Below are 22,136 nucleotides of genomic sequence, written 5' to 3'. Positions count from 1 at the left end.
CCGGTGGGGGGCCCGCAGCATCCGCCCATGAACGCCCCGTCCGGGCAGCTCCCGTACCTGCCTCGAAGGTCCGGCATCCGTCCGGGCATGGTCCCGGTGGCCGTTGGCCCGTCCGGTAGGGGGACACCGGCACCAGTTCGTGAAGGGCCCACCGTCCGGGCAGCACGGCATCCGCCAGAAGGTCCGGCCCTCTCCGGGAGGCTCAGCTGCCGCCGAGAGGGTGCAGCCCCCGCCCAGAATGTCTCCGCCCCCGTTCGGTAGATCGGGCACCGGTCGTGGCGGCCGGTCGCCGGTCCGGTAGGGGGAACCTGAGATCCCTCCATCGAGGGCCCCTGTCCGGGCCCCGGCTCCTCCGGATGGGCCGGTCGGCCGTGGCGGGTACCCGGTGGCCGGGAGAGGGTGGGAAGGAACGGACCGGCCCCGCACTTCCCGCGCATCTACCGCCGAACCGATCCGGAAGGGACCCCCAGATGTCCGTCGACACCCAGCAGGCGTCCGCCCGCCTCACCGACGACGAGCTGAGGACGCTGGACGCCCACTGGCGCGCCGCGAACTACCTGTCCGTCGGCCAGATCTACCTCATGGCCAACCCCCTGCTCACCGAGCCGCTGCGCCCGGAGCACGTCAAGCCGCGGCTGCTCGGCCACTGGGGTACCACCCCGGGGCTGAACCTCGTGTACACCCACCTCAACCGCGTCATCCGCGACCGTGACCTGGACGCCCTGTGCGTGTGGGGTCCCGGCCACGGCGGGCCGGCGGTGGTCGCCAACTCCTGGCTGGAGGGCTCGTACACCGAGACGTACGCCGACGTCACACGGGACGCGGCCGGCATGGCCAGGCTGTTCAAGCAGTTCTCCTTCCCCGGCGGCATCCCCAGCCACGTCGCGCCCGAGACGCCCGGTTCCATCCACGAGGGCGGCGAACTCGGCTACGCGCTCTCCCACGCCTACGGCGCCGCCTACGACAACCCGGACCTGCTCGTCGCCTGCGTGATCGGCGACGGGGAGGCCGAGACCGGACCGCTGGCCGCTTCCTGGCACTCCAACAAGTTCCTCGACCCGGTCCACGACGGCGCCGTCCTGCCGATCCTCCACCTCAACGGCTACAAGATCGCCAACCCGACGGTGCTGGCCCGCATCCCCGAACCGGAACTCGACGAACTGCTGCGGGGCTACGGCCACGACCCGATCCATGTCACCGGCGACGACCCCACCGCCGTGCACCGCGCGATGGCCGAGGCCCTGGACACCGCCCTGGACCGCATCGCCGCCATCCAGCGGGCCGCCCGCGAGGAGGCCGCCGGCGAGCGCCCCCGCTGGCCGGTGATCGTGCTGCGCACCCCGAAGGGCTGGACCGGCCCCGCGCAGGTCGACGGCCTGCCCGTGGAGGGCACCTGGCGCGCCCACCAGGTCCCGCTGTCCGCCGTACGGGACAACCCGGAGCACCTGCGCCAGCTGGAGACGTGGCTGCGTTCCTACCGGCCCGAGGAACTCTTCGACGAGCAGGGCGCCCCCCGGCACGACGTACTGACCTGGATCCCCGACGGCCCCCGCCGTCTCGGCGCCACCCCGCACGCCAACGGCGGACTCCTCCTGCGCGAACTCCCGCTGCCCGCCCTGGAGTCGTACGCCGTCCCCGTCGACGAACCCGGCACGACCCTGCACGAACCCACCCGCGTCCTGGGCGAAATGCTGGAGGACGTGATGCGCTCCACCGCCGCGCGGCGCGACTTCCGGCTGGTCGGCCCCGACGAGACCGCCTCCAACCGCCTCCAGGCCGTGTACGGGGCCAGTGGCAAGGCCTGGCAGGCGCAGACCCTCCAGGTCGACGAACACCTCGACCGGCACGGACGGGTGATGGAGATCCTCTCCGAACACACCTGCCAGGGCTGGCTGGAGGGCTATCTGCTCACCGGCCGGCACGGGCTGTTCTCCTGCTACGAGGCGTTCGTGCACATCGTCGACTCGATGGTCAACCAGCACATCAAGTGGCTGCGCGTGACCCGCCGGCTGCCCTGGCGTGCCCCGATCGCCTCCCTCAACTACCTGCTCACGTCGCACGTGTGGCGCCAGGACCACAACGGCTTCTCCCACCAGGACCCCGGCTTCGTCGACCACATCCTCAACAAGAGCCCCGAAGCCGTACGCGTCTATCTGCCGCCGGACGCCAACACGCTGCTGTCGGTGGCCGACCACGTGCTGCGCAGCCGGGACTACGTCAACGTCGTCGTCGCCGGCAAGCAGCCCTGCTTCGACTGGCTGACCATGGACCAGGCCCGCGTCCACTGCGCCCGCGGCGCCGGGATCTGGGACTGGGCCGGCACCGAGAACGGCACCCGCGAACCGGACGTGGTCCTCGCCTGCGCGGGCGACGTACCGACCCAGGAGGTGCTGGCCGCCGCCCAGTTGCTCCGCCGCCACCTGCCCGAGCTGGCCGTCCGCGTGGTCAACGTCGTCGACATCGCCTGCCTGATGCCGAGCGGCGAACACCCGCACGGCATGAGCGACTTCAGGTACGACGGCCTGTTCACCGCCGACAAGCCCGTCATCTTCGCCTACCACGGCTACCCGTGGCTGATCCACCGCCTCGCCTACAGCCGCACCGGCCACCGGCACCTCCATGTGCGCGGCTACAAGGAGATCGGCACCACGACCACGCCGTTCGACATGGTCGTCCGCAACGACCTCGACCGCTACCGCCTGGTCATGGACGTCATCGACCGCGTCCCCGGCCTCGCCGTGCGCGCCGCGGCCGTACGCCAGCGGATGGAGGACGCCCGGCTGCGCCACCACGACTGGATCCGCGTCCACGGCACCGATCTGCCGGAGGTCGCCGACTGGGCCTGGGAGGGCTGACCCGGGCGCCGGGCAGGGCGCACGGTCCGGGGCGGACGGCGCAGAGGCAGGGGCAGGAGCCGGGCGGCCGTGCGCCCTGTCACCGGGCCGGGCCCGGTGCTTACAGTGGTCGGCCAGCCCCGCGGCACGATCCGACGGGGCGAGCCCCACCCATGCGTGGTCCCCGGCCGGCCCCGGCCCCGGCAGCAGTCCGGGCCCGGCCCGGCCCGCACACCGGCGCGGCTCCCAGGGCGACGGGTGCGAGGACCACCCGCGCGACAGGCACCACACACCGTGACGCCGTTCGGGCCGCGCGACCGGGCCCGCGGTACGAGCGCGCGTCGAGAGCCACTGGAGGCCGCTGTGTCCCGACCGTGCATCGCCCTGATCGCCGACCCGACGTCGCCCGAAGAATGCAGCGAGTACCTCGCCGACGCCGTGGAACTGCTCACCGGCGCACCGCCCGTGCGCGTCGACTCCCGCCACTTCGCGACGGGAGCGACCCGAGCGACGGGAGGAGCCGGAGAGACCGGAGCGACCGGAGCGGTCAAAGCCACCGGTCGCGGCGTCCGTGACGGAGGCCGCTTACGACTGCAAGTCCCGCAGGAGGGTCTGGACTTCGTGCCCGACATCGTCGTGCTGTACGAGATCCCGCCGCACCGCCGCCGTGCCCTCGCCGGCTTCCAGGAACTCCTGGACCGCCATGACGTGGTCACGCTCGGCACCGGCCCCGACGCGTGGCGGACCGCCACGGAGAAGAACCTCACCGTCGAACGCTTCCGCCGGGACGGGATCGCCCAGATGGAGACCGCCGTCCTGTCCCGCCCCACCGCACGGGAGGCCGCCGAGGCGTTCGAGCGGCTCGGCGGCGACACCTGGGCGCGGCCCGTCGTCGGCACCGGCGGCAACGACACCTTCCACGTCACCACCCCCGCCCAACTGGAGGCGGCCACCGTCTACTACGCCGAGCACGGCACCGACTGGATGCTCTCCCGCGACGCGGGCAACTTCACCGCCGACGGACTGCGCCACCAGTTCCGCGTCTTCGTCCTCGGCGGGCGCGTCGTACACGCCCGCGAACATCTCCAGCCCGCCCCCGACACCCCCTGCAACACCTGCCAGGGCGCCACCCCCGTCCACATCGACCCGCCGGACCTGCCGCCCCGCCTCACCGAACTCGCCGTCGCCGCCACCGCGTCGGTCGGCCTGCCCTTCGCAGGCGTCGACCTGGCCGTGGAGAACGGCGGCGTCGTCTTCGAGGTCAACGTCCAGCCCGCGTTCGTGGACGGCGAACTCGAGACCGTGGCCGTCCCGTACATCAAGGCCCACCTGGACGCCTACGCGCTGACGGCGAGCGGCCGTCGCACGGCACGGCAGCCGCACCTCACCCAGGCGATCCCCACCGGCCGCCGGGGCTTCACCGCCCCGGCCTGAACCGGGTCGTCCGCCCTCGTCCCACGGTCCGCGTTCCCGGACCGTGGGACGAGGGCACGGACGCGCGGCGCGCCGCGCCCGGATGCCTACGCCGCCGGGAGCTGCGCCAGCAGGAGGGTCACGTCGTCGTGGTGGCTCTCCGGGTCCGGCAGCAGACCCGCGAGCACCCGGTCGGCCGCTTCCCAGACAGGGCGCGTCGGCGAACAACTCCTGTATCAGCACGGTGAGTTCGTCGATGCGGAGTTCTATGTCGCTGCCCGGCGTCTCGATCAGGCCGTCCGTGTACAGCACCAGGGCCGCCCCCGGGGGTATCTGCGCGCGCGCCCGCTCGAAGGGAACGTCGCCGACGCCGAGAGGCATGTTGACCGGACAGTCGAGCGCCCGCACGCCCCTTCCGGCCCCGGCCACCAGAACCGGCAGATGGCCCGCCGAACAGATCGTCACCGTGCCCGGGTCCGGGGTGATCACCGGAGAGCAGCAGGTGACGAGCTGGTCGGGCACGTCCAGGTCGGCGACGCAGGTGTCCAGCGCCCGCATCAGCTGCCGCGGCTGTACGCGACGATTCAGGCCATCACGGCGCCTCCACTCCCGCCCCGCTCCGGGATGTCGCCTACTGACCGTTCGTGGCCGAAGCCGGCCGATCGCGGTCCGGGTGTGCGCCACCGGCCGCTCGGGCCGTACTCCGCCGCTGATCTGGACGGTATGGCACGCTTTCGCCCCTGGCCCCGCCAGGACGGACCGGTTCGGTCAGGAATCGAGAAGCGCCGGTCCCCGGGCAGCACATAGCGTGAGAGCGACGCCGACGGAGACCGCGAAGGCCGGCCCGCACAACGGATGGAGCCAGTTGATGAGCACCGCGAAGAGGACGGCCACCCAGCCGCCAGCGCCGCACGCTGCCGACACCCACGACGTGATCCGTGTGCACAGCGCGCGCGTGAACAACCTCAAGGACGTCAGCGTCGAGATCCCCAAGCGCCGGCTGACCGTGTTCACGGGTGTGTCCGGCTCGGGCAAGAGCTCTCTGGTGTTCAACACGATCGCGGCCGAGTCGCAGCGGCTGATCAACGAGACGTACAGCGCCTTCGTGCAGGGCTTCATGCCGACGCTGGCGCGGCCCGACGTCGACGTCCTCGACGGGCTGACGACCGCGATCATCGTCGACCAGCAGCGGATGGGCGCCGACCCCCGCTCCACCGTCGGCACCGCCACCGACGCCAACGCGATGCTGCGCATCCTCTTCAGCCGGCTCGGCGAGCCGCACATCGGCCCGCCCAGCGCCTACTCCTTCAACACCGCCTCGGTGCGCGCCAGCGGCGGCATCACCGTCGAGCGCGGTGCCAAGAAGACCGTGAAGGCGACCTACAACCGCACCGGCGGCATGTGCGTGCGCTGCGAGGGCCGGGGCACGGTCTCCGAGATCGACCTCACCCAGCTCTACGACGACAGCAAGGCGCTGAACGAGGGCGCGCTCACGATCCCCGGCTACAGCATGGACGGCTGGTACGGCCGTATCTTCAGCGGCTGCGGCTTCTTCGACCCGGACAAGCCGATCCGCGACTACACCGAGAAGGAGCTGCACGACCTCCTCCACAAGGAGCCGACCAAGATCAAGGTCGAGGGCATCAACCTGACGTACGAGGGTCTGATCCCGAAGATCCAGAAGTCGATGCTGGCCAAGGACATCGACGCGCTCCAGCCGCATGTGCGCGCCTTCGTGGAACGGGCGATGACGTTCACGGTCTGCCCCGAGTGCGACGGCACCCGGCTCAGCGAGGGTGCCCGCTCGTCGAAGATCGACAAGATCAGCATCGCCGACGCCTGCGCGATGCAGATCACCGACCTGGCCGAATGGGTCCGCACGCTCGACGAGCCGTCGGTGGCGCCGCTGCTCACGGCGTTGCGGCAGACCCTCGACTCGTTCGCGGAGATCGGCCTCGGCTACCTCTCGCTCGACCGGCCGGCGGGCACCCTGTCGGGCGGCGAGGCGCAACGCGTCAAGATGATCCGCCACCTCGGCTCCTCGCTCACCGACGTCACCTACGTCTTCGACGAGCCCACCGCCGGTCTGCACCCCCATGACATCCAGCGGATGAACGACCTGCTGCTGCGCCTGCGGGACAAGGGCAACACCGTGCTCGTGGTGGAGCACAAGCCGCAGACCATCGCGATCGCCGACCACATCGTCGACCTCGGCCCCGGCGCCGGTACGGCGGGCGGCACCGTCTGCTTCGAGGGCACCGTGGAAGGGCTGCGGGCCGGGGGCACCGTCACCGGCCGCCATCTCGACGACCGGGCGGCCCTCAAGGAGTCCGTGCGCAAGCCCACCGGAGCGCTGGAGATCCGCGGCGCGACGGCGCACAACCTCCAGGGCGTCGACGTGGACATCCCGCTCGGCGTGCTCGCCGTCATCACCGGTGTCGCCGGCTCCGGCAAGAGTTCGCTGGTCCACGGGTCGATCCCCGGCGATGCGGGCGTGGTGTCGGTCGATCAGAGCCCGATCCGGGGCTCGCGGCGCAGCAATCCGGCGACGTACACCGGACTGCTCGACCCGGTCCGCAAGGCGTTCGCCAAGGCCAACGGCGTGAAGCCGGCCCTGTTCAGCGCAAACTCCGAGGGCGCCTGCCCCACCTGCAACGGCGCGGGCGTCATCTACACCGACCTGGCGATGATGGCCGGCGTGGCCACCACCTGCGAGGACTGCGAGGGCAAGCGGTTCCAGACGGCGGTGCTCGACTACCACCTCGGCGGCCGGGACATCAGCGAGGTGCTCGCGATGCCGGTGGCCAGGGCCGAGGAGTTCTTCGGCTCCGGCGAGGCGCACACCCCGGCCGCGCAGCGCATCCTCGGCCGGCTCGCCGACGTCGGGCTCGGCTACCTCACCCTGGGCCAGCCGCTCACCACCCTGTCCGGAGGCGAGCGGCAGCGGCTCAAGCTGGCCACCCACATGGGTGACAAGGGCGGCAGCCGATCCGTCTTCGTACTCGACGAACCGACCACCGGCCTGCACCTCGCCGACGTCCAGCAACTGCTCGGCCTGCTGGACCGGCTGGTCGACTCCGGCAAGTCGGTCGTCGTGGTCGAACACCACCTGGCGGTCATGGCCCACGCCGACTGGATCATCGACCTCGGCCCCGGCGCAGGTCACGACGGCGGCAGGATCGTCTTCGAGGGCACCCCGGCGGACCTGGTCGCGGCCCGCTCGACGCTGACGGGCGAGCATCTCGCGGAGTACGTGGGCGCCTGACGCACGACGTCGTCGTGGTTCGGGTGGCGTCTCCCGACGTGCCGCCGGCCTGGCCGCTGGGGGCCGGTCGTGACGGCGCCCGAGCGGCTGCCCAGCCGGCCCCGCGGAACCGCCTGCCCGGCTCCACGGCGACCTGCGGAACGGCAACGTGCTGTGGGGCGCCGACGGACCCGCCCGGCTCATCGACCCGGCCGCACACGGCGGACACCGCGAGACCGACCTCGCGATGCTGGACCTGTTCGGCTGCCCCCACCTGGACCAGGTGCTGGACGGCTGTCAGGACGTAGCGCCCCTCGCGGCAGGCCGGGAGGACCGTGTCGGCCTGCACCAGCTGCTCGTGCGCGAGGATGGCCGCGCCGATGGGACACCACGTCCACACTCCGAGTGGCCGTCACCGAGCAGTTGTCCGGCCGCGTGCTGTTCGGCCGGACGTAGGCCGAGGAGGCGGTGGCCGGAGCGGCGCGGTCGTAGCCGGACCCGCGCCGCCAGAGACGTACGCCAGGGCCCGGCCATCGGCCGGACCCTGGCTGAACGTGCACCGGGAGACGCTACGCCCGGTCGCCCTTCGGCTTGCCCCGCTGATCCGGGGTGCCGTGCGGCGGCGGACCGAACGGCTGCGGCGAGGTCGCCGGCGACACCGGGGAACCGGAGCGCCCCGCGGACTGCTCCGGGCGCAGGGCTCCCGGGTCGCCCGAGGTCGGCTCGGCGCCCGCCTCCAACTGCTCCAGTCGGGACGTCAGGACCTCGGTCACCGGGAGGCGGTCGGCGTGCGTCCGTTCGTAGGCGAGCAGTTCCTCGACCTCCCCGGCGGTGAGCGACCGTACGCGGCTCTCCAGACCGCCGATGGGCAGGTGGTCGTAGTCGGGCAGGGGCAGGGTGCTGCGACCTTCGTCGGCCATGGATCTCACTCCGTTCGCGATGGCCTGGGAACGGTGGGCTGGTGCGCGGGGCGGGGCTCAGTGGCCGCCCAGTCCACCCCCGCCGAACGATCCGCTGCTGCCCGGACTCCAGCGCCGCGGCTCCTTCGACGTACTCGGCCGGGTCTGCATGTTGGTCAGTTCGTACGGGGTGAGGGCGCGGCCCCCCTTCGGGGTCCGCGGTACCTCGTCGGGCTCCCGGTACTCCCGGACCTCGTGCACGGGTCCGTCCGGGGGCAGATGCGGCTGCTCGTCGGGGCGTGGCCGGGGCAGCTCGCGCTGCTTGATGCGTGAGCCCAGCCAGAAGCTGCCGGCCAGCAGGGACACGAGGGCCGCGCCGACGACGAACATGCCCACGCTGAGCAGGCCGCTCGAGGCGGCCAACTGCATGCTTGCGCTACTCATATCAGGCGAATACCCCACCAATCGGCCGCGAACCGCCTGGCGGCTCCTGTCGCTCTCCGTGCCCGGTTCGCGCCCGTCGCGTTTGGTGGGGCCCGTCGCGGCTACCCGCGCTGTGTGACTTCGACGACATCCCAACAGGAGCTCTTCCGGTTCCTGGAGGACCGCTTCGCATGCGCCCAGGCGTGCACCGAGTGTGCGCGGGCCTGCGCGCTGCGCGCGAGCCTCGTGGATCCGGACGGAACCGAACAGCAGGAATTCGTACGACGCAAAGGGATCATGTGCGCGGAGGTCTGCGACGCGACCTGCCGTGTGCTGTCCGAGGACAACCGGGTGGACGAGGCGGGCATCCGGGTCCAGGTGGAGTGGTGCCGGACCCTGTGCCTGGAGACCGCGCATGTCTTCGAGCGGCATCCGGGTGCCGAGGACGGTGCGGCCGCGTGCCGCGCGTGCGCTCGGGCCTGCACGGACTTCCTGGAGACGCTGGAGTGAGGTGGTGGCAGCGGCAGCCGATCCGCGTCCCGGGTCGGTGACCGGCATTCCCAATTTCTGAAACACGTTCTACGGTGTGCGCCGTCAGGAGACCGGCCTTGGGAATCCAGGAGGCGCCGTGCACCTCGACCACACGCCCGAGCAGTTGCGGCTGCGCACCGAACTGCGTGCCTACTTCGCCGAGCTGGTACCGGACAACGCCTACGCGCGGCACGCCGACCCGGTCGCCGCGAAACGCTTCTACCGCGAGACCATCCGCCGGCTCGGTGCGGACGGCTGGCTGGGCGTCGGCTGGCCGAAGGAGTACGGCGGGCGCGGGCTGACACCGACCGAACAGTTCGTCTTCTTCGACGAGGCCGCCCAGGCGGGTGTCCCGCTGCCGCTGATGGCGCTCAACACGGTCGGCCCGACGATCATGCGGTACGGCACGGACGAGCAGAAGGCGTACTTCCTGCCGAAGATCCTCGCCGGCGAGATCGACTTCGCCATCGGCTACAGCGAACCCGACGCGGGCACCGACCTCGCCGCCCTGAAGACGCGCGCGGTGCGGGCAGGCGACGAATACGTGGTCAACGGCCAGAAGATCTGGACGACCAACGGCGACACCGCCGACTGGGTGTGGCTCGCCGTGCGCACCGACCCCGACGCCCCGCCCCACAAGGGCATCACGATGCTGCTGATGCCGACGACCGACCCCGGCTACTCCTGCACGCTCATCCGCACGCTCGCCTCGCACGACACCACCGCGAGCTACTACGAGAACGTGCGCGTCCCCGTCAGCCACCGGGTCGGTGCCGAGAACCAGGGGTGGCGGCTGATCACCAACCAGCTCAACCACGAGCGCGTGACACTGGCCGCGCACGGCACCATGGCCATCCGGGCCCTGCACGACGTCCAGCGCTGGGCGACCGGGACCAAGCTCGCCGACGGCCGCCGCGTCGTCGACCTGCCCTGGGTCCGCCTCCTCCTCGCCCGCACCCACGTGAAACTCGACGCCCTCAAGCTCCTCAACTGGCAGATGGTCGCCGCCCTCCAGAACGGCACCCTCACCCCACAGGACGCCTCCGCCGTCAAGGTCTACGGCTCCGAGGCCCGCCGTGACGCGTACGCCTGGCTGCTGGAGGTCGTCGCCGCCCCCGGCGCCCTCCAGGAGGGCTCGGCCGGCGCCGTCCTGCACGGCGAACTCGAACGCGGCTACCGCTCCGCCGTGATCTTCACCTTCGGCGGCGGCAACAACGAGATCCAGCGGGAGATCATCTCCTGGATCGGCCTGGGGATGCCGCGGGTGCGGCGTTAGCGGGGCGCTCGGTCCCGGCCCAGCTCCGTGCACGCCCGCCCGTCCCGGATGCCCTCGACGGCCGCCCGCGCACAGCCGAACCATCGGGTCCGGCAGGGCGTCGGGGCTACTGGCCGCACCCGTGACCAGGAGCGCGGCGGTCTGACGGGGTCCATCGGCCAGGGGTTCCTCCGTCACGAGCGACTCGCTGGTGGGCCGGGCTGTCTGGGCCTGCCCGGCGCGGGCCGCCGCCCGGCGGGCGTGTCATCCGCCGCGCCACCCTGGCCCGGCCGGATCGCCCCGTGTTACGAAGAACCATGCCTGCACACGAGGGAGACCCCGGACGTCGTGCCTACGACGTCGTCATCGTCGGCGGTGGTCACAACGGGCTGGTCGCCGCCGCCTATCTGGCGCGGGCCGGGCGGTCCGTGCTGGTGCTGGAGCGGCTGGACCACACCGGGGGCGCCGCGGTCTCCACCCGGCCGTTCGCCGGTGTGGACGCCCGGTTGTCGCGCTACTCGTACCTGGTCAGCCTGCTGCCGTCGAAGATCGTGCGGGATCTGGGGCTGGACTTCCGCGTCCGGGGACGCACCATCTCGTCGTACACGCCGGTGGAGCGTGACGGGCGGGCGACCGGGCTGCTCGTGGGCGGGGGCCAGGCCCGCACCCGGGAGGCGTTCGCGCGGCTGACCGGCGGGGAGCGGGAGTACGCGGCCTGGCAGCGCTTCTACGGCATGACCGGGCGCCTGGCCGAGCGGGTCTTCCCCACGCTCACCGAACCGCTGCCCACCCGCGAGGAGCTGCGTCGGCGCGTCGACGACGAGGAGGCCTGGCGGATGCTGTTCGAGGAGCCCGCCGGCGTCGCCGTGGAGGAGCACTTCACGGACGACCTGGTGCGGGGCGTCGTCCTGACGGACGCGCTGATCGGCACCTTCGCCGACGCCCACGACCCGTCACTCAAGCAGAACCGTTGCCTCCTCTACCACGTGATCGGCGGCGGCACCGGCGCCTGGGACGTACCCGTCGGTGGGATGGGGGCTCTCACGGACGCCTTGGCCGACGCCGCCCGGAGCGCCGGCGCCGTCCTCGCCACCGGGCACGAGGCCGTGCGGATCGACACCGACGGCCGCGGCGCCGAGGTCACCTACCGCACCGCCGACGGTGAGGGCGTCGCCGCAGCCCGGCACGTCCTCGTCAACGCCTCCCCGCAGCAGCTCGCCGCCCTCACCGGCGACACCCCGCCGGCCCCCGCCGAGGGCGCCCAGCTCAAGGTGAACATGCTGCTCGAACGGCTGCCGCGGCTGCGCGACACCTCCGTCGACCCGCGCGAGGCCTTCGCCGGCACCTTCCACGTCGCCGAGGGGTACGCCCAACTGGCCACCGCCCACGCCCAGGCCGCGGCCGGCGACCTGCCCGCCGCCCCGCCGTCGGAGATCTACTGCCACTCCCTGACCGACCCGACGATCCTCGGCCCGGACCTGGTCGAGCGGGGCTACCAGACGCTGACCCTGTTCGGCCTGCACACCCCCGCCCGTCTCTTCGAACGGGACAACGACGCCGTACGCGAGGACCTGCTCAAGGCCACCCTCGCCCAACTGGACGCGCACCTCGCCGAGCCGCTCGCCGACTGCCTGGCCACCGACGCCGACGGCCGCCCCTGCATCGAGGCGAAGACCCCGCTGGACCTGGAGCGCGACCTCGGCCTGCCCGGCGGCAACATCTTCCACCGCGACCTGGCCTGGCCGTACGCGCAGGCCGGTGTCGGCCGCTGGGGCGTCGAGACCCCGCACGCCAACGTGCTGCTGTGCGGCGCCGGCGCGGTGCGCGGGGGCGGGGTCAGCGGGGTGCCCGGGCACAACGCGGCGATGGCCGTGCTGGAGGATCTCGCCTGATGAGGCCCTCCGGCGCGGTTCAGGACCGCATGCCCCCGTCCACCCGGAGAACCGTCCCGGTGACGTAGGACGCGCGGTCGCTCAGCAGCCACGCCGCGGCTTCGGCGACCTCCGAGGGGTCGGCGCCGCGGCGCAGCGGGGTCTGGGCGTTGAGCTGGTCGACGATGCCGGGTGAGGCCTGCTCCCACGCGTCGATCATCTCGGTCATCGTGGTGCCGGGAGCGATCGCGTTGACGCGGATGCCCTCCGGGCCGTACGTCATCGCCGCCGAGGCGGTGAGGCTGTTCAGCGCCCGCTTCGCCGCCCCGTACGCCGGGAGGGCGGGGTTGCCCATGAGGCTGCCGACGCTGGAGGTGTTCACGATGGCGCCGCTGCCCGCGGTGGCGCGGATGGCGGCGATCTCGGCGTTCATGGCCACCCAGGGGCCCTTGAGGTTGACGGCGTGGACGTGGTCGAACTCGGCCTCCGTCAGCTGGTCCATCGGGCCGGGCCGCTGGACCGTCGCCGCGTTGTTGAAGGCGACGTCGAGTCTGCCGTACAGCTCCACGGCCCGGTCGACGGCGGCGCGGACGCTCGCCGGGTCGGCCAGGTCGCAGCGGACGTGGTCGGCGGTGCCGCCCGCGGCCCTGATCTCCTCGGTCACCGCCCTGAGCTGGGCCTCCGTGCGGGCCGCGAGGAGCACCCGGGCGCCCTCCCGGGCGAACAGCCGCGCCGCCGCGGCGCCGATGCCGCGCCCCGCTCCGGTGATGAAGGCGACCTTGCCGGCGAGCAGCCCCGCGGTGGTCGTGCCGGTCGTGCCGTCGGTCATGTTCGTTGCGTTCGTCATGCCGACGAGCCTGCGCCCGGTCGCCGACCCCATCCAGGCACCGCCGGTACCTGGATGGGCGGCCGGGCCCCCCGCACACTGGAGGCGTGGACCGACGAGAGCTGGCCGAGTTCCTGCGCACCCGACGTGAGCGCATCACCCCCGCCGACGTGGGGCTTCCCGCCGGGCAGCGCCGTCGCACGCCGGGGTTGCGCCGGGAGGAGGTCGCGCAGCTGGCGTACATCTCCACCGAGTACTACACGCGCCTGGAGCAGGCCCGCGGCCCGCACCCGTCCCGCGAGGTGCTCGCCCAACTGGCCCGTGCCCTGCGTCTGTCGGACGCGGAACGCGACCACCTGCACCACCTGGCGGGCACCCCGCAGGGGCCGCCTCCGGGCCCCTCGCGCGAGGTGCGGCAGAGCATCGTCGACCTGCTGCACCGGCTGCCGCAGGCCGCGGCGTTCGTGCTGTCGGCGACGTACGAGGTCATCGCGTGGAACGACCTGGCCGCCGCCCTCATGGAGGACTTCTCCGCCCTGTCGCGCCGCGACCGCAACGTCGTCCGGCGGGCCTTCCTCCAGCAGCCGGGCGGCGGCCGGCGGCTGTACAGCGTGTCCGACGCCGACGAGTTCGCCCGCACCGCGGCCCAGCATCTGCGTGCCGCCGCCGCCCGCTACCCCGACGACCCGGAGCTGACCGCGCTGATCGCCGAACTCGTCGACGGGAGCGAGGAGTTCGCCCGGCTGTGGGCCGCCCACGAGGTGACCGCCCGGCCCACCCTCTGCAAGACCTTCGACCATCCCCTCGTCGGGCCCGTCACCGTCAACTGCGATGTCCTGGACATCACCGACCGGGACCAGCGGGTCGTCATCTACACGGCCACCCCCGGCTCGCCGTCGGAGCAGGCGCTGCGGTTGCTGTCCGTCATCGGGACCCAGCGGATGGACGTCGCCCGCTGAAGGGGCCGGGGACCAGAGAATCTGACGGAGTATCAGAAAAGGCCTTCCGTCGTCCGGACCGCTGCGGCATCCTGCGCCCATGCAGACGGAGCTGAGCAACCAACTGGGAGTCGAGCACGCCGTCTTCGGCTTCACACCGTTCCCCGCGGTGGCCGCGGCCATCAGCCGCGCCGGCGGTTTCGGCGTGCTCGGCGCGGTCCGCTACACCGCCCCCGACGATCTCCAGCGCGACCTCGACTGGATCGAGGCGCACGTCGACGGCAAGCCGTACGGCCTGGACGTCGTCATGCCCGCGAAGAAGGTCGAGGCGCCGAAAGATCAGACACTGAGCGAGGCCGACGTCGAGGCGATGATCCCCGAGGGGCACCGCCAGTTCGTCCGGGACACCCTCGCCAAGCACGGCGTGCCCGAACTGGCCGAGGGCGAGGCGTCCGGCTGGCGGATCACCGGCTGGATGGAACAGGTCGCCCGCGGTCAGCTCGACGTCGCCTTCGACTACCCGATCCGGCTGCTGGCCAACGCCCTCGGCTCCCCGCCCGCCGACGTGGTGGCCCGTGCCCACGAGCAGGGGGTGCTGGTCGCCGCCCTCGCGGGCAGCGCCCGGCACGCGCTGAAGCACCGGGACGCGGGCATCGACATCGTCGTCGCCCAGGGCTACGAGGCCGGCGGTCACACCGGCGAGATCGCCTCCATGGTGCTCACCCCCGAGGTCGTGGACGCCGTCGCCCCCATGCCGGTACTGGCCGCCGGCGGCATCGGCAGCGGACGGCAGATCGCCGCCGCTCTCGCCCTCGGAGCCCAGGGCGTGTGGCTCGGCTCCCTCTGGCTGACCACCGCCGAGGCCGACCTGCACTCGTCCGCCCTGACCCGCAAACTCCTGGCGGCCGGCTCCGGCGACACCGTCCGCTCCCGCGCCCTCACCGGGAAACCCGCCCGCCAGCTCCGTACCGAATGGACCGACGCCTGGGACTCCCCGGACGGCCCCGGCACCCTCCCGATGCCCCTCCAGGGACTGCTCGTCGCCGAGGCCGTCTCACGGATCCAGAAGTACGAGGTCGACCCCCTCCTCGGCACCCCCGTCGGGCAGATCGTCGGCCGGATGAACGAGGTCCGCAGCGTCCGGGCCGTCTTCGACGACCTCACCCGCGGCTTCGAGCGGGCCCTCGACCGCGTCAACCGCATCGCAGGAAGGAGCGGCCAGTGACGAGCACACCCCCCACCGGCTTCTGGGCCCAGGCAGCCGAGGACCCCGGCCGTACGGTGATGATCGCGCCGGACGGCGAGGAGTGGACCGCCGGACGCCTGCACGCCGCCGCCAACCGCCTCGTCCACGGGCTGCGCGCGGCCGGGATGGAGCGCGGCGACGCCTTCGCCGTCGTCCTGCCCAACTCGCCCGAGTTCTTCACCGCCTACCTGGCCGCCACCCAGGCCGGCTTCTACCTCGTCCCCGTCAACCACCACCTCGTCGGCCCCGAGATCGCCTGGATCGTCTCCGACTCCGGCGCGAAGGTCCTCCTCGCCCACGAGCGCTTCGCCGACCAGGCCCGCCGGGCCGCCGACGAGACCGCCCTCCCCGCCACCCACCGGTACGCCGTCGGCGAGGTCCCCGGCTTCCGGCCGTACGCCGAACTCCTCGACGGGCAAGCGGAGTCGGCGCCCACCGACCGCACCCTCGGCTGGGTCATGAACTACACGTCCGGTACGACGGGACGCCCGCGCGGCATCCGGCGCCCGCTGCCCGGCAAGCCGCCCGAGGAGGCGTATCTCGGCGGATTCCTCGGCATCTTCGGGATCAGGCCCTCGGACGGCAACGTGCACCTCGTCTGCTCGCCGCTGTACCACACGGCCGTGCTCCAGTTCGCGGGCGCGTCCCTGCACATCGGTCACCGGCTGGTCCTGATGGACAAGTGGACCCCGCGGGAGATGCTCCGCCTCATCGACGAACACCGGTGCACGCACACCCACATGGTCCCGACCCAGTTCCACCGCCTGCTCGCCCTCCCCGACGAGGTGAAGGCTCACTATGACGTCTCCTCCATGCGGCACGCCATCCACGGTGCCGCGCCCTGCCCGGACCATGTGAAGCGGGCGATGATCGAGTGGTGGGGGCACTGCGTGGAGGAGTACTACGCGGCCAGCGAGGGCGGCGGCGCCTTCGCGACGGCCGAGGACTGGTTGAAGAAGCCCGGCACGGTCGGCAAGGCCTGGCCCATCAGCGAACTCGCCGTCTTCGACGACGACGGCAACCGGCTGCCGCCCGGTGAACTCGGCACCGTCTACATGAAGATGAGCACGGGCGGCTTCAGCTACCACAAGGACGAGGCGAAGACCCGCAAGAACCGCATCGGCGACTTCTTCACCGTCGGCGACCTCGGCTGCCTCGACGAGGACGGCTACCTGTTCCTGCGCGACCGCAAGATCGACCTGATCATCTCCGGCGGGGTCAACATCTACCCCGCGGAGATCGAGTCCGCCCTGCTCGCGCACCCCGCCGTCGCCGACGCCGCCGCCTTCGGCATCCCGCACGACGACTGGGGCGAGGAGGTCAGGGCCGTCGTCGAACCGGCCCCCGGCCACGAGCCCGGACCCGGACTCGCCGCCGACCTCCTCGCCCACTGCGCCGACCGGCTCGCCGGCTACAAACGGCCCCGCGGCATCGACTTCATCGCCGAGATGCCCCGCGACCCCAACGGCAAGCTGTACAAACGACGGCTGCGCGAGCCGTACTGGGAGGGCCGCACCAGGCCGGTGTGAGGGTCACCTGTGGTCACCGACCCGGACGACCCGCAGGGCGGGCGACGACAGGATGTCCTTCTCGCAGAACCGGGACGTCACCCACTTCTCCGCCGAGAACAACCGGGTCTGGTCGTCGTGGTGCCGGGAGTCCGGGTTCGAGGACTGCGAGTACGTCAGCAGGGTCCGGGCCACCGGGCAGCGGCCGCCGTCCCAGCCGACGGCCTGCAGGTAGCTGGAGCCGGTCGTCACCTCGGTGTAGCCGCCGCCCGCCGGGTTCCACACGGGCTCGACCTTGTTCCAGACGCCGAGGGACTCGGTGCCGCCCGGCACCGGGAGGCGTTTACCGCCCCGCACGACGAACTGGTGCTCCCCGAGCGGGGAGTCGAGCGGGATGTTCGCGGCACGCAGTTCGGCGACCGCGTCCGCGAGGGCGGTGCCGAAGGCCGGCGCGTCCGTGCCGAGCGTGCGCGGAGTGCCCACCGGGTCGGCCGCCGAGAACGGCACCTTCCACTGCTGGGCCGTCGGGAACCTTCGCCAGAAGCGGTCGAAGAGGAGTGCTCCCCGGCTGCCCGTGTCGGCCTTGTGGTCCCACGCGGCCAGCACCCGGCAGGCCCCGCTCACGTCGACCGCCTGACCGCCGCTGCCGGTCGCCGTGCCGCCGGGCAGCGCGGCGCAGGCCTTGGCCGCGTCCGCGGCGGCCAGATCGGCGGCCGGCACCCGGTTGGCGTACTGCTGCCGTTGCAGGTCGCGCACGGTCAGACCGCCGCGGTCCGCCAGCGCCGCCACGTCCTCCAGCGCGCCCCGGGTGCGCAGGGAGCGCGCGGTGCCGACCGTGCCGAAGACCCGCTCGTAGCCGGTGAGCGGCCGGTCCGCGTTGGCCAGCCAGGCACTGTCGTTGGAGTTCTCCGCGTACGGCGCGTCCCGGAGGGTGGGCAGCGCGGCCGGCCCGAAGATGCCCGGCTCCACGGCGTCGACGTCTCGGCCGAGCGCGCAGTCGCCGCGCGAGCCGTCCAGGACCGCCACGCCGGACGCCGGGTAGGTGGCCCGGCCGAGCGGGGTGGAGCAGCGCTGCGCCAGTTCGTCGGTGATGCGGGGGAGCACCTGGGACTGGGTGAACAGGGTGTGGCCGCCCGAGTCGGCGGCGATCGTGTTGACCCACGGGAGGCCCTGGGTGCGGCGCAGGGAGCCCAGGACGTCCGCCGCGCTGCGGGCCTTTCCGAAACCGAGTGCCGTGTCGGAGGCGCGGAGGTTGGTGGAGTTGGGGTCGTTGAGGGCGTACGCCGTGGTGGTCGTCCAGGGCAGCGGGAGGCTGCTGCCGAGGCCGGTGACCACCGGGCCGTAGCGCGTCCACCACTGGGTGCGGGTCACCGGGGTGCCGCCCTGGACCGCGACGGTCACCGAACGCTTCGTCATGCGTTCGGGTGCGCCGTCGACCAGGTAGACCGTCGGGTCGGCCGGATCCAGCGTGAGCTGGTGGAGGTTGAGGGTGACGCCGGTGGCGACGGTGTGGCTCCAGGCCACGTGCGCGTTGTGGCCGATGGACACGGTGGGCGTGCCGAGCAGCGAGGCGCCTGACACGTCGAGCCTGCCCGGGATGGTCTGCTGGGACTGCCAGAAGCGGCGGCCGCCCTGCCACGGGTAGTGCGGGTTGCCCAACAGCAGTCCGCGGCCGTTCGCCGTGGTGGACCCGCCGATCGCCACCGCGTTGGAGCCCATGTCGGCGGAGTCGGCGGCGAAGAGTTCGGCGGCGGCACGGGCGGTGCGCGTGGGGTCGGGGGCGGTGCCGGACGACGTGGTGGGCGGCTGTGCGGCCGTGATGCCGTCGACGGCACGGCCCTGGCCGCCGAGGACGGCGAGCGCGTAGCCGCGCGCGGCCACGTCGAGCGTGGTGATCGGCCGCACCCAGGCGGCGCCCTTGCAGGTGGGATCCGTGATCCGGTTCTGCCGCAGCCAGGCGTTGTACCCGGCCGCGTAGCCCCGCATCAGCTCCTTGGCGGTACGGCTGGGACCGGCGGGCGCCGGCCGCGCGAGCAGACGTTCCACGGTGCCGGTGTCGCGAACCCCGCGGAAGTAGAGGTCGCTGGAGAGGTTCTTGGCGGCGGAGGAGAGCGAGAAGTCGGTCGCCGCGTCGGGCCCGAAGAACCGCGAGCGCTCACCGCGCACGGTCACGAAGCCGTCGGCGACGGTGCACACCTGGTCGGCGGCCTGCGCCCAGCCGGTGCCGAAACCGAGGTCCGCGTAGTCGCGGGCGAGGATGTGCGGGATGCCGTACTCGGTGTATCTGATGACGGCGGACAGGCCGCCGGCGGACGGGTGTTCCTTGCGGTCCCGGTCGTCGGGCCGGTCGGCCGCGGTCGCCGGGAGTGTGCCCGTGGCGGCCGTGAGCAGGGCGACGGCGGCGACGACGATTCGTCTCAGGCGGGTGCGCATCGTGCCTCCCAACATCATTGAAGGAAGAAGCGGTTGAGCGTACCAGCGGGTATGTTCCGCGTCAGGACGGTGCGCCGGGGTTGAGCGGGATCAGGACTTACCGCCGCTCCGCGGCGACTTCCGCCTCGTAGGCCAGCAACGTGTCGACGAACAGCCGTCGTTGATCGTCCGTCAGTGGCGCCAGGGCCCTGCGCCAGGCGGCGGCTCCCGGGGCGAGCCATGCCGAGATCGCCGGTTCGTGGGCGGTCGCGATGGCGACGATCCGCCGCCGCCTGTCCCGCTCGTCCTCACGCCGTTCCAGGATGCCCTTCCGGCTCAGGTCACCGATGAGCAGGCTCACCGTGGTCGGGGCGACATCGAGGCGGGCGGCCAGCTCGTTGACGGTCATCGGTCCGTCGAGCAACAGGTAGGCGAACAGGGACAGATGGCGCGGTGCGAGCGAGAAGGAGTCGAGCGCCTCGGGCACGGGAATCCGCTTCGCCCCGCCCACCAGACGCGGCATGAGCAGCAGCAGCTCACGGACCGCCGCGTCGACGCCGCCCTGCTCGCTCCCGTCCTCCGCGATGCCGTCACCCGGCTCGCTCGAACTCGCTGCGATGCCGTCACCCGGCTCGTCTCCGCGCTCCGCACCGCCGTCACGGGACTCGGGCATGGACATCCGGCACTCCTCGTCTTACCTTTGGATCCAAAGCTATTTTGTCCGGCTAGAAAACCGCCCGCCATGGTACGCACCACGCGAACGGAGACCCACCATGCCGCACTACACCGTGCACATCGGCGAGGACGCCCTCGACGGCAAGGTCGAACCCCGGCTGATCGCCGCCCTGTCCGACGCCGTCGGCTCCGTCTTCGGCGAACGGTTCCGCACCCTGGTCGGCGTCGACCTGATCGGCATCCCCCGGCACCGGCGCGGGATCGGCGGCCTCCCCACCGACCGGATCGCTCCGCTGGTCACGCTCAGCATGCGCGAGGCCGCCTACCACCTGCCGGAGGTCCCCGACGCCCCCGCCCGCCTGATCGCCGCCACCGCCGACGCGATGGCCTCCGTGCTCGGCGAGGGCATCCGCACGGAGACCATCGTCTCGATCGAAGGCGTCCCGGCCGGACGGACCGGGGTGGCCGGCGAGGTGGCCTGACCCGGCCGGACGTGCCGGTGACTTGACCTGCCCAGGCGGCCCGCCGAGGATCAGGTGCCATGACGCCCGGACACGGCAGCACCGTCGACGGGGTGCTGCGCCGCAGCGCCCGACGCACCCCCGCACGCGTCGCGGTGGAGTACCGCGACCGCACCTGGACCTACGAGGAACTCGACGAGGCCGTCTCCCGCGCGGCGAGCGCCCTGCTCGGCAAGGGCCTCGCCCCCGGTGACCGGGTCGGCGCCTACGGCCACAACTCCGACGCCTACCTCGTCGCGTTCCTCGCCTGCGCCCGCGCCGGCCTGGTCCACGTCCCCGTCAACCAGAACCTCACCGGCGACGACCTCGCGTACATCGTCGGCCAGTCGGGCAGCACCCTGGTCCTCACCGACCCCGACCTCGCCGGCCGCCTCCCCGACGGCGTACGGACGCTGCCGCTGCGCGACACCGACGACTCGCTCCTCGCCCTGCTGGCCGCCGCCCCCGCGTACGACGGCCCCGAGCCGCGCGGCGAGGACCTGGTCCAGCTCCTGTACACCTCCGGTACGACGGCCCAGCCGAAGGGCGCGATGATGACTCACCGCGCCCTGGTCCACGAGTACCTCAGCGCGATCACCGCCCTCGACCTGAGCGCCGGCGACCGTCCGGCGCACTCGCTGCCGCTGTACCACTCGGCGCAGATGCACGTGTTCCTGCTGCCGTACCTCGCCGTGGGCGCCACCAACGTCATCCTCGACGCACCCGACGGCGACCGGCTGTTCGACCTGATCGAGGCGGGCCGCGTCGACAGTCTCTTCGCCCCGCCCACCGTGTGGATCGGCCTCGCCAACCGGCCCGACTTCGACACCCGCGACCTGGGCGGGCTGCGCAAGGCGTACTACGGGGCGTCGATCATGCCGGTCCCCGTCCTGGAACGACTGCGCGAGCGCCTGCCGAAGCTCGCCTTCTACAACTGCTTCGGGCAGAGCGAGATCGGCCCCCTCGCCACCGTCCTCGCCCCCGACGAGCACAAGGGCCGCATGGACTCCTGCGGACGCACCGTCCTGTTCGTCGACGCGCGCGTGGTCGACGAGAACGGCGCGGACGTGCCCGACGGCACACCCGGCGAAATCGTCTACCGCTCCCCGCAGTTGTGCGAGGGCTACTGGGACAAGCCCGAGGAGACCGCCGAGGCCTTCCGCGACGGCTGGTTCCACTCCGGCGACCTCGCCGTGCGCGACGCCCACGGCTACTTCACGATCGTCGACCGGGTGAAGGACGTCATCAACTCCGGTGGGGTGCTGGTCGCGTCCCGCCAGGTCGAGGACGCCCTCTACACGCACGAGGCCGTCGCCGAGGCCGCCGTGATCGGCCTGCCCGACGAGAAGTGGATCGAGGCCGTCACCGCGGTCGTCGTCCCCCGCGGCGAGGTCACGAAGGACGAACTGGTCGCCCACGCCCGCGAGAAGCTCCCCGCGTTCAAGGCGCCCAAGCGGGTCGTCTTCATGGGCGAACTCCCGCGCAACGCCAGCGGGAAGATCCTCAAGCGGGAGCTGCGGGACCGCCTCTCCGGCGCATAGCGTGTGTCCCCGGGCGTCGG

16 protein-coding genes and 2 pseudogenes are annotated in these 22,136 nt (G+C 72.5%); 12 read left to right on the top strand and 6 right to left on the bottom strand.

Features of this window, described 5'->3' with window-relative positions; all coding sequences use genetic code 11:
* The first annotated feature begins 470 nt into the window (after nucleotides 1–470).
* Both ACFWJX_RS17865 and ACFWJX_RS17860 read left to right on the top strand, forming a co-directional pair.
* Nucleotides 471–2,855, top strand: coding sequence for a phosphoketolase (locus tag ACFWJX_RS17865; protein WP_383243533.1), 2,385 nt, complete (start codon nucleotides 471–473; stop codon nucleotides 2,853–2,855).
* A gap of 342 nt (nucleotides 2,856–3,197) precedes the next feature.
* The gene (locus ACFWJX_RS17860; protein WP_383243530.1) at nucleotides 3,198–4,268 is read left to right on the top strand and encodes a RimK family alpha-L-glutamate ligase; all 1,071 of its coding nucleotides are present in this window, start codon (nucleotides 3,198–3,200) and stop codon (nucleotides 4,266–4,268) included.
* A 276-nt stretch (nucleotides 4,269–4,544) separates the two neighbouring features.
* Here ACFWJX_RS17860 and ACFWJX_RS17855 read toward each other — a convergent pair.
* A pseudogene (locus tag ACFWJX_RS17855) lies at nucleotides 4,545–4,805 on the bottom strand (SpoIIE family protein phosphatase); the annotation flags it as partial.
* Between the two features lie 310 nt (nucleotides 4,806–5,115).
* Between ACFWJX_RS17855 and ACFWJX_RS17850 the strand changes: the two are divergent.
* Together ACFWJX_RS17850 and ACFWJX_RS17845 are read left to right on the top strand one after the other, a co-directional pair.
* Nucleotides 5,116–7,512, top strand: coding sequence for an ATP-binding cassette domain-containing protein (locus ACFWJX_RS17850; RefSeq protein ID WP_383243527.1), 2,397 nt, complete (start codon nucleotides 5,116–5,118; stop codon nucleotides 7,510–7,512).
* A 94-nt stretch (nucleotides 7,513–7,606) separates the two neighbouring features.
* Nucleotides 7,607–7,846: pseudogene (locus ACFWJX_RS17845) on the top strand (fructosamine kinase family protein); the annotation flags it as partial.
* Between the two features lie 214 nt (nucleotides 7,847–8,060).
* On the opposite strand, the gene ACFWJX_RS17840 reads toward ACFWJX_RS17845, so the two are convergent.
* Nucleotides 8,061–8,411: a hypothetical protein gene (locus tag ACFWJX_RS17840; protein WP_383243525.1), complete on the bottom strand. Its 351-nt coding sequence runs from the start codon at nucleotides 8,409–8,411 to the stop codon at nucleotides 8,061–8,063.
* Nucleotides 8,412–8,468: 57 nt separating this feature from the next.
* Nucleotides 8,469–8,834 (bottom strand): DUF6479 family protein, encoded by a 366-nt coding sequence (locus ACFWJX_RS17835; RefSeq protein ID WP_383243522.1) that lies wholly within the window; start codon nucleotides 8,832–8,834, stop codon nucleotides 8,469–8,471.
* Between the two features lie 114 nt (nucleotides 8,835–8,948).
* On the opposite strand from ACFWJX_RS17835, the gene ACFWJX_RS17830 reads away from it, so the two are divergent.
* The 3 genes from ACFWJX_RS17830 to ACFWJX_RS17820 all read left to right on the top strand — a co-directional run bounded on the left by ACFWJX_RS17830 (nucleotide 8,949) and on the right by ACFWJX_RS17820 (nucleotide 12,491).
* Nucleotides 8,949–9,323, top strand: coding sequence for a ferredoxin (locus ACFWJX_RS17830; protein ID WP_383243519.1), 375 nt, complete (start codon nucleotides 8,949–8,951; stop codon nucleotides 9,321–9,323).
* Nucleotides 9,324–9,441: 118 nt separating this feature from the next.
* Nucleotides 9,442–10,620 (top strand): acyl-CoA dehydrogenase family protein, encoded by a 1,179-nt coding sequence (locus ACFWJX_RS17825; protein WP_383243516.1) that lies wholly within the window; start codon nucleotides 9,442–9,444, stop codon nucleotides 10,618–10,620.
* 296 nt (nucleotides 10,621–10,916) lie between these two features.
* Complete coding sequence (locus tag ACFWJX_RS17820; protein WP_383243513.1) at nucleotides 10,917–12,491, top strand: phytoene desaturase family protein; 1,575 nt, start codon at nucleotides 10,917–10,919, stop codon at nucleotides 12,489–12,491.
* 19 nt (nucleotides 12,492–12,510) lie between these two features.
* On the opposite strand, the gene ACFWJX_RS17815 is transcribed toward ACFWJX_RS17820, so the two are convergent.
* Complete coding sequence (locus ACFWJX_RS17815) at nucleotides 12,511–13,317, bottom strand: SDR family NAD(P)-dependent oxidoreductase (RefSeq protein ID WP_383243510.1); 807 nt, start codon at nucleotides 13,315–13,317, stop codon at nucleotides 12,511–12,513.
* An 86-nt stretch (nucleotides 13,318–13,403) separates the two neighbouring features.
* Here ACFWJX_RS17815 and ACFWJX_RS17810 point away from each other — a divergent pair, with 86 nt between their 5' ends.
* The 3 genes from ACFWJX_RS17810 (at nucleotide 13,404) to ACFWJX_RS17800 (ending at nucleotide 17,009) form a co-directional block, all read left to right on the top strand.
* Nucleotides 13,404–14,255: a helix-turn-helix transcriptional regulator gene (locus ACFWJX_RS17810; protein WP_383243507.1), complete on the top strand. Its 852-nt coding sequence runs from the start codon at nucleotides 13,404–13,406 to the stop codon at nucleotides 14,253–14,255.
* A 79-nt stretch (nucleotides 14,256–14,334) separates the two neighbouring features.
* Complete coding sequence (locus tag ACFWJX_RS17805) at nucleotides 14,335–15,459, top strand: NAD(P)H-dependent flavin oxidoreductase (protein WP_383243504.1); 1,125 nt, start codon at nucleotides 14,335–14,337, stop codon at nucleotides 15,457–15,459.
* Nucleotides 15,456–17,009 (top strand): acyl-CoA synthetase, encoded by a 1,554-nt coding sequence (locus ACFWJX_RS17800; protein ID WP_383243501.1) that lies wholly within the window; start codon nucleotides 15,456–15,458, stop codon nucleotides 17,007–17,009. Before ACFWJX_RS17805 ends, ACFWJX_RS17800 begins: the two co-directional genes overlap by 4 nt.
* Before the next feature lie 3 nt (nucleotides 17,010–17,012).
* Here ACFWJX_RS17800 and ACFWJX_RS17795 read toward each other — a convergent pair whose 3' ends face one another.
* Nucleotides 17,013–19,421, bottom strand: coding sequence for a penicillin acylase family protein (locus ACFWJX_RS17795; protein WP_383243498.1), 2,409 nt, complete (start codon nucleotides 19,419–19,421; stop codon nucleotides 17,013–17,015).
* Nucleotides 19,422–19,518: 97 nt separating this feature from the next.
* Nucleotides 19,519–19,923: a MarR family transcriptional regulator gene (locus ACFWJX_RS17790; RefSeq protein WP_383244019.1), complete on the bottom strand. Its 405-nt coding sequence runs from the start codon at nucleotides 19,921–19,923 to the stop codon at nucleotides 19,519–19,521.
* Nucleotides 19,924–20,173: 250 nt separating this feature from the next.
* Here ACFWJX_RS17790 and ACFWJX_RS17785 point away from each other — a divergent pair, with 250 nt between their 5' ends.
* Both ACFWJX_RS17785 and ACFWJX_RS17780 read left to right on the top strand, forming a co-directional pair.
* Nucleotides 20,174–20,557, top strand: coding sequence for a hypothetical protein (locus ACFWJX_RS17785; protein WP_383243495.1), 384 nt, complete (start codon nucleotides 20,174–20,176; stop codon nucleotides 20,555–20,557).
* Between the two features lie 59 nt (nucleotides 20,558–20,616).
* Nucleotides 20,617–22,116 carry an acyl-CoA synthetase gene (locus tag ACFWJX_RS17780; RefSeq protein ID WP_383243492.1) on the top strand — a complete coding sequence of 500 codons (1,500 nt, stop codon included), beginning with the start codon at nucleotides 20,617–20,619 and terminating at the stop codon, nucleotides 22,114–22,116.
* Nucleotides 22,117–22,136 lie beyond the last annotated feature (20 nt).

This window comes from Streptomyces sp. NPDC058335 (genome assembly GCF_042723915.1).
In the GTDB taxonomy this organism is placed as follows: Bacteria; Actinomycetota; Actinomycetes; order Streptomycetales; family Streptomycetaceae; genus Streptomyces.
Note: the sequence above shows the minus strand (reverse complement) of the source record. Positions and strands in the feature narration are given on the sequence as shown.

What these genes read in the sequence shown, in the direction of transcription:
- ACFWJX_RS17865 (WP_383243533.1), top strand. Translation starts at nt 471, where the DNA reads ATGTCCGTCGACACCCAGCAGGCGTCCGCCCGCCTCACCGACGACGAG.
- ACFWJX_RS17850 (WP_383243527.1), top strand. Translation starts at nt 5,116, where the DNA reads ATGAGCACCGCGAAGAGGACGGCCACCCAGCCGCCAGCGCCGCACGCT.
- ACFWJX_RS17840 (WP_383243525.1), bottom strand. Translation starts at nt 8,411, where the DNA reads ATGGCCGACGAAGGTCGCAGCACCCTGCCCCTGCCCGACTACGACCAC.
- ACFWJX_RS17835 (WP_383243522.1), bottom strand. Translation starts at nt 8,834, where the DNA reads ATGAGTAGCGCAAGCATGCAGTTGGCCGCCTCGAGCGGCCTGCTCAGC.
- ACFWJX_RS17820 (WP_383243513.1), top strand. Translation starts at nt 10,917, where the DNA reads ATGCCTGCACACGAGGGAGACCCCGGACGTCGTGCCTACGACGTCGTC.
- ACFWJX_RS17815 (WP_383243510.1), bottom strand. Translation starts at nt 13,317, where the DNA reads ATGACGAACGCAACGAACATGACCGACGGCACGACCGGCACGACCACC.
- ACFWJX_RS17805 (WP_383243504.1), top strand. Translation starts at nt 14,335, where the DNA reads ATGCAGACGGAGCTGAGCAACCAACTGGGAGTCGAGCACGCCGTCTTC.
- ACFWJX_RS17795 (WP_383243498.1), bottom strand. Translation starts at nt 19,421, where the DNA reads ATGCGCACCCGCCTGAGACGAATCGTCGTCGCCGCCGTCGCCCTGCTC.
- ACFWJX_RS17790 (WP_383244019.1), bottom strand. Translation starts at nt 19,923, where the DNA reads ATGCCGCGTCTGGTGGGCGGGGCGAAGCGGATTCCCGTGCCCGAGGCG.
- ACFWJX_RS17785 (WP_383243495.1), top strand. Translation starts at nt 20,174, where the DNA reads ATGCCGCACTACACCGTGCACATCGGCGAGGACGCCCTCGACGGCAAG.
- ACFWJX_RS17780 (WP_383243492.1), top strand. Translation starts at nt 20,617, where the DNA reads ATGACGCCCGGACACGGCAGCACCGTCGACGGGGTGCTGCGCCGCAGC.